This is a genomic window from Desulfobacula sp. (assembly GCF_021107415.1).
Genome location: NZ_JAIOSW010000054.1, coordinates 1 through 6474, shown reverse-complemented (window position 1 = coordinate 6474; position 6474 = coordinate 1). Strand labels below are relative to the sequence as shown.

The following is a 6474-nucleotide window of genomic DNA, read 5'->3' as shown; positions in this document are numbered from 1 at the left end:
GCATTTCTTTGGCCTCCATTGATTGTTGTCGTTCTAACCGGGTTAGCTCTTTTATTCGAACCTCACCTTTTCTTGGGCGGCCCCTTTTCTTTTTTGGCTTTAGAATTTTAATTTTTTTTACCGGCTTCTCTCGGGCATCAATTGATGTTGAATCTCTTGATATGTGCCCGATAATCCTATCGCCCATATGTTGTTTAATAAGACGTTATGAACAACCTGCGCTAACCCTGATTCTGAAAACTCTTTAAATGCACGGGAAAAGGATGACTCATGAGGAATATCATTGATCTTTTCCCAACCACAAATTTTTCTTAAGGGCGGACTGATTTTCAACCTGTCTATTAATCCCCTTGTCGTATCCATATTATAAACAGCCTTTGCCACAAATGCCCTTGCTATCTGTTTCCTGTATTTTGGTGATTGGCCTTGCCAGTATTTCGGTACCCGGACCATATCTTCAATCCTGATAAGCTCTAAAGTGGTTACAAGGTGTTTTAATTTCTCTGTAAGCGGTTCTTCAATCTGTTTTTCAATAAAAGGGAAAAGAACCTCTTGTACTTCAAACCAAATCTGTGATAGTTTTCTCATAAAGCTGCTTTCCTGGTCCAGTTATTTTTTTGTAGTGATTAAACAACTGAAATATACCATGGTAGCAGCTTTTCATCAATTATTAACCCTCGTAAAAATAAAAAAATGTAAATTTATATTTATTTCTGCAAGAGGCTCACAATATAAAATAATTTTGTTTCCTTGACATGCTTATTTTTTAGGACTAAAGATAGAATATAGTAATTGGTCGTTATTTATTTAATCATTTTTTTTAATTGGTTTTATAAATAGCTGCCAAAGAGTGAATAAAAAAATGAAATACTTTTTATTTTCAATGAATTTTGGGCTGTTTTATTAAAGCACGCTATAATCTAATCACTACGCTATTATCTCTATAATCTGATCACTACGCTATTATCTCTATACGTTAAGCGCCACTCTTTGCTCTTATCATTTTCTTATTACAGGGTATTACTATACTATTGTGTAGAAAGGGATGTAAAATATGATCTTTAAAACAATGAAGGAGGTAAAATGCCAAGTTTTGTAATTAATGAAAAATGCGATGGATGTAAAGGTGGAGACAAAACTGCCTGTGAATACATCTGCCCCAATGACCTCATGAAGCTCGACGAGAATTTGATGAAGGCTTATAACTCTGAACCGGATATGTGCTGGGAATGTTATAATTGTGTAAAAATTTGTCCTACGCAGGCTATCGAGGTAAGAGGTTATGCAGACTTTACTCCCCTCGGGGCAAATGTTGTGCCATTGAGAGGAAGTGATGATATTATGTGGACTGTCAGCTTCAGAGGCGGTACTATAAAACGTTTTAAGTTCCCTATCAGAACAGTAGCAGAAGGGGAAGTTGCCCCGGATGGTGGTTTTGGTGAAGGTACCGGAACATTGGATGATCAGTTATTATTTACAGAGCCGGATTCTTTAAAAGCTGATGAACTTTGGACACTCTAAGATTAAAGGATAAATTATGCAAAATTTTAAAACAGTTGAGGTAACAACGGATCTTTTGATCATAGGGCCTGGTATGGCTGGAGCTGGCGCATGCGTGGAGGCTGCACACTGGGCAAAAAAAAATAATCTAAAGGTCACAGTTGTAGATAAAGCGGCTATGGAGCGAAGCGGTGCTGTAGGCATGGGACTCTCTGCGATAAATCAGTATCAGGGTGAAAATTCGCCTGTGGATTACCTTAGTTATGTTCGGCAGGATCTCATGGGACTTTGCCGGGACGATTTGGTAATGGACATTTCCAGACATGTCAATGGTAGCGTTCATTTGTTCGAAAAGTACGGGCTTCCGATCTGGAAAGACAAAGAAGGAAACTATGTCCATGAAGGCAGATGGCAGCTTATGATTAATGGTGAATCATATAAGGCAATTGTTGCTGAAGCTGGGAAAACAGCTGTTGGTGCCGACAACCTGTACGAACGTGTTTTTATTATTAAACTTTTGCTTGATAAAGATGATAAAAATCGAGTTTGTGGCGCTATTGGTTTCAGTGTGAGAGAAAACACATTTTATATATTTAAATGCAATGCCTGCATCGTAAGTGCGGGTGGTGCTGTCCATGTTTTCAAACCACGGTCCACAGGTGAAGGACTGGGCAGAGCCTGGTATCCACCATGGAATTCCGGGTCCAGTTCTTATCTTACTACAACTGCAGGTGCTGAGATGAGTTCTCAGGAAGTTGTCTTTATCCCTGCAAGGTATAAAGATGCTTATGGTCCTGTGGGGGCATGGTTCCTGCTTTTTAAAGCAAAAGCAACTTCAGCTACTGGCTTTGATTATATGGGTGAGGGACTGGCTGAAGGAGGCGAATTACACAACTGGCCGCCTTACGGAGAAGTAAAGCCTATTCCTACCTGCCTGCGTAACCATTTAATGATGAAAGAAATGTATGAAAAGGGACATGGACCCATATTAATTCATACAGATAAAGCCATCGCAAAAATTGCAGACGCAGCGCCAGATAAAAAAGCATATAAAAAGGAAATGAAAAAGCTTGAAGCTGAAGCATGGGAGGATTTTTTAGATATGACGATCAGTCAGGCAATTCTCTGGGCATCAAAAGATGTGTTGCCAGAGGAAGGTCCTTCTGAAATCATGCCATCCGAACCATATTTTATTGGTTCCCATTCAGGAGCTTCAGGTGCCTGGACAAGTGGTCCCGAAGATATCCAGACTGATGAATCTAAAAAGGATTATTTTTTGGGTTATAACCGTATGACAACAGTCAAAGGAGTGTTTGCGGCAGGTGACGGAGTCGGTAATTCAAGCCACAAATTTTCTTCCGGTTCTTTTACAGAGGGAAGAATTGCAGCCAAAGCTGCTATTAAATTCTGCGTAGAAAATCCTTACACGCCGGAACCTGATTCTGATGTGATTAATAAGCTCAAAGAGGATATTTTAGCACCACTTAAACTCTATGAGGAAAAATCATCATATACTACCCTTGGTGCGGCTAAGAAGCGTTATGACCTCCCGGTAGAGGAAGTTAATCCATATTTTATTACTCCTAAAATGGCTCTATTCCGTCTCAACAAAATCATGGACGAATATGTTGCCGGCTGGGGTTCTCAGTATAATTGTTCTGAAACTACTCTTAAGATAGCACTTAAGGAGTTGAAGATGCTCAAGGAGGATCTCTCAAAGCTTGCTGCCAGAAATCTTCATGAATTAATGAGGTGCTGGGAAAATGTTCAGAGGGTTCAATTAGCTGAAGCCCATACCCGTCACAAACTGTTCCGTGAGGAAACCCGCTGGCCCGGATATTTTTACAGGACAGATTTCCCAAAAATGGATCAGGAAAATTGGGGTGATGTCTTTGTGAATTCCGTATATGACGAGGAAAAGGATGAATTTAAGATATTTAAAAAAACTAAACACAGCCTGGTGAAAATAGAAAAAGTCGTTGGAATGTAACATACAAACATTCCTTCTGATAGAGATACTTGTGTAATGCCATCACTTGTATCCTCCAAATTACAGTCACACAGGGTAGCAAGTCTTGTGTGGCTGTAATCGTATTAGATATGAAATTCGGAAAAAGGAACATGGAAAAAATAGCTCAAATAAATAAAGTCCAGAATAAAAAATGGTATGAACAAGGCTATGCCGATGGTTTAGAATTTGTTCAAAACGAAGCTGACTATGAAGATTTGGCTGCCATCGCAAGAGCAAAAGGAATACCTGTTAACTGGGATATCTTCAGAGCAGAAATTTTAAACAAATATCTGAATAACCCTCTATTTGATTTTCAAGCATATTCAGAGGGTTTTAGCCAGGTGTGCATAAAATTTTTTGAATCAATTTAAGGCTTTTAATTATATTAAATATTATCTGCTTTTGTTATAGTTTTATTTATTGTTTCTCACTCCATAAATAAATTTGTGTTAAAATATTTGATAAAAAGGTAATGATAAATGATAAATAAAAAGAAAACAGTATGCCCATATTGCAATCAAGAAATGAAAAAATGTAAGGTGCCGCAAGCATCTACTTGGAACGATGCTTTTTTTTATGTTTGTTTTAATGACAACTGTCCTTATTTCATGGAGGGATGGAATTATATGTGGGAAACTCAAAAAGCGCATGCCTCATATCGTTGCCGGCTTGACTCTGATTCGGACAAATATACCCCGTTACCTGTGTGGTCCCATGAAGCATTGAAAAATAATATTATTGAATGAATCTATTAATATTTCTTCTCATTTTTTCATGTCAATTTTTTTTTAGCTGCCATTACTTCAGGTTTCAGTTTTAGCCCTTGTTGCCCGAGTAGTCCAAATTCTATCCATTTCATAGCAAATTTATAAAGAGCTGTATCATCATATTTCATTTTTTCTATTTCATTTTTTTCTATTTCAAATTGCTTTAAAAAACTGCTTTCAAAAATAAAACGTCTGAACCTGTCTATATCGTAACATGCCATAAAATACATTTCCTGAATTTTTTTATTTTCAATTTTTTTGTCACTTAAAAATTCATTCATTGTAATTTTTTTAAATAATTCTTCCATCTCAATATAAATTGGGATATTTTGCCCGTCTATCCATTCTCTTACTATTGAAACCTTATTTTCCTGAAAACCCAGACAAAATGGAACATCCATAATTGAATAATACTGTCTTCCTGCTTTTTCAGTGATTTTTGTTGTTTCAGGTTGCAAAGGATAGATACGGCATGCCCATGGACGGCTATCATAAACTCTACATCCCTGCGCTGTAACAAAAGGGCAGCTTTTTTCATCATCATCTTTCATTTTTAAAATGATAGCAGGAAGACCATTTTTCCCCATAAGGGTAATTGTATATTGTTGTAAAAATTTTTCTGACGATATTTGAAGACCATTTTTTAACTGAATAATATCATATGGCATAAGAAATATATTAATATTTTGGCAACACTGAGTAAAGCAATCAAGGCCATCATGACAAGCAAATTTAAAATTATCTTCTGGTTTCAACACTTTCAGTCCTTGGCTTGTACTCTGCCTTATTTTATTTTGTGTGAAAGACATTTTTCTCCCTTTAAATTTATTTATTAAGATATACGATCTGCACAAAATCCGTAATAAACTTTTTCTACGACAGGACAAGGGTAATATTCATATTATATAGCCATAGATAGAAATTCGCTTTTTGTCAATAAAAGTATGAAAAAGAGGAGCTTGAAGTATTACGCAAACAGTCCAATGCCATTGACAGTTGGGAAAGCCCCTACAAAGCCATCGTTTCCGTGTTGATGTTAAAAGAAGGCTGGGATGTTAAAAATGTCACCACGATTGTGGGCTTGCGTGCTTATTCAGCTAAAAGTAATATATTGCCGGAACAGACGCTGGGAAGAGGTTTACGTAAAATGTACCCCGGTAATGAGGTGGAAGAATACGTAAGCGTGGTGGGCACGGATGCTTTTATGGATTTTGTTAAGTCCATTCAATCTGAGGGTGTGGAACTTGAACGGAAAGCAATGGATGCAAGCCTTGTTACCGATTACCGGTCAGTAATCGGTTATTTTTCTCAAATTATCATGAAAGACTTACGCTTAGTCAGTGGCTACGATGTATTGTACGGAAAAGTAAAATCTTTCATTCAGAATGATTTGTTTGAAATCAGGGTTGATCTGGATAGTTTGAACACCCTGCGCAATTTGTCAGAGCTTGAGGCAAGTAAAACCCTGGTAGAAACTTTCAAAAAGCAGATCAACGCGTTAACGATTCAGGATAAAGGTGATGCAAAAATCAAAGACTTCATTAAACTAAAGAAAACCCGCCCCTTTGTGGTTAAGGAACAAGGTTACATCGTTCCAAAAAAAAGTATTTTTAACAAAATCATTGGAGACAGTCATCTGGAACTGAAATTTGCCGCTTTCCTTGAGGAATGTGACGATATTATTTCTTATGTGAAAAACTATATGGCAGTACATTTTCAAATTGATTATGTCAATGCCGACGGCAATATTTCAAATTACTATCCTGATTTTATTGTTAAGTATTCTTCGAATTTAGTCGTCATTGTTGAGACCAAAGGGCTTGAAGATCTTGATGTACCATTAAAGATGAAAAGGTTGCGTGAATGGTGTGTTGACATTAATAAAGCCCAGCCTGATATCCATTATGATTATATATTTGTTGATGAGGAAAGTTTCAATCAATACAAACCCAAGAACTTTGAGGCACTGATGTCCGGATTCAGGGATTACAAAGATTAAGAATATTTGCAAAGGAAAACAAATTATATAAAGCATATTTTAAAAAGCTTGATTCAATTTCGCTACACACTATAGTTAATTTCATTTGACTTCATACTGCTCTTGTATTTCCTATTTTTTTATCATACAATAACGTTATAGTTTGGGATATGATAAAAAATACAAGGAGAAGATATGTCGTTTCAGGGCGTCGAGTT

The 6474-nt window shown here is 36.8% G+C and carries 6 protein-coding genes; 4 read left to right on the top strand and 2 right to left on the bottom strand.

Going from position 1 to position 6474, the window contains the following annotated elements:
* Positions 1–117 precede the first annotated feature (117 nt).
* A complete protein-coding gene (locus K8S13_RS02955; RefSeq protein WP_291460313.1) occupies positions 118–588 on the bottom strand; it encodes a transposase in 471 nt (156 codons plus the stop codon).
* A 495-nt stretch (positions 589–1083) separates the two neighbouring features.
* On the opposite strand from K8S13_RS02955, the gene aprB reads away from it, so the two are divergent.
* From aprB to K8S13_RS02940, 3 genes are all read left to right on the top strand, one after another.
* Positions 1084–1521 carry an adenylyl-sulfate reductase subunit beta gene (gene aprB / locus K8S13_RS02950; RefSeq protein WP_291460311.1) on the top strand — a complete coding sequence of 146 codons (438 nt, stop codon included), beginning with the start codon at positions 1084–1086 and terminating at the stop codon, positions 1519–1521.
* Between the two features lie 16 nt (positions 1522–1537).
* Complete coding sequence (gene aprA / locus K8S13_RS02945) at positions 1538–3490, top strand: adenylyl-sulfate reductase subunit alpha (RefSeq protein ID WP_291460308.1); 1953 nt, start codon at positions 1538–1540, stop codon at positions 3488–3490.
* 131 nt (positions 3491–3621) lie between these two features.
* Complete coding sequence (locus K8S13_RS02940) at positions 3622–3882, top strand: hypothetical protein (protein WP_291460306.1); 261 nt, start codon at positions 3622–3624, stop codon at positions 3880–3882.
* 401 nt (positions 3883–4283) lie between these two features.
* Here K8S13_RS02940 and K8S13_RS02935 read toward each other — a convergent pair whose 3' ends face one another.
* The gene (locus K8S13_RS02935) at positions 4284–5087 is read right to left on the bottom strand and encodes a YkgJ family cysteine cluster protein (RefSeq protein WP_291460304.1); all 804 of its coding nucleotides are present in this window, start codon (positions 5085–5087) and stop codon (positions 4284–4286) included.
* Between the two features lie 224 nt (positions 5088–5311).
* Between K8S13_RS02935 and K8S13_RS02930 the strand changes: the two genes are divergently transcribed.
* Positions 5312–6277: a hypothetical protein gene (locus K8S13_RS02930; protein ID WP_291460302.1), complete on the top strand. Its 966-nt coding sequence runs from the start codon at positions 5312–5314 to the stop codon at positions 6275–6277.
* Positions 6278–6474: the final 197 nt, after the last annotated feature.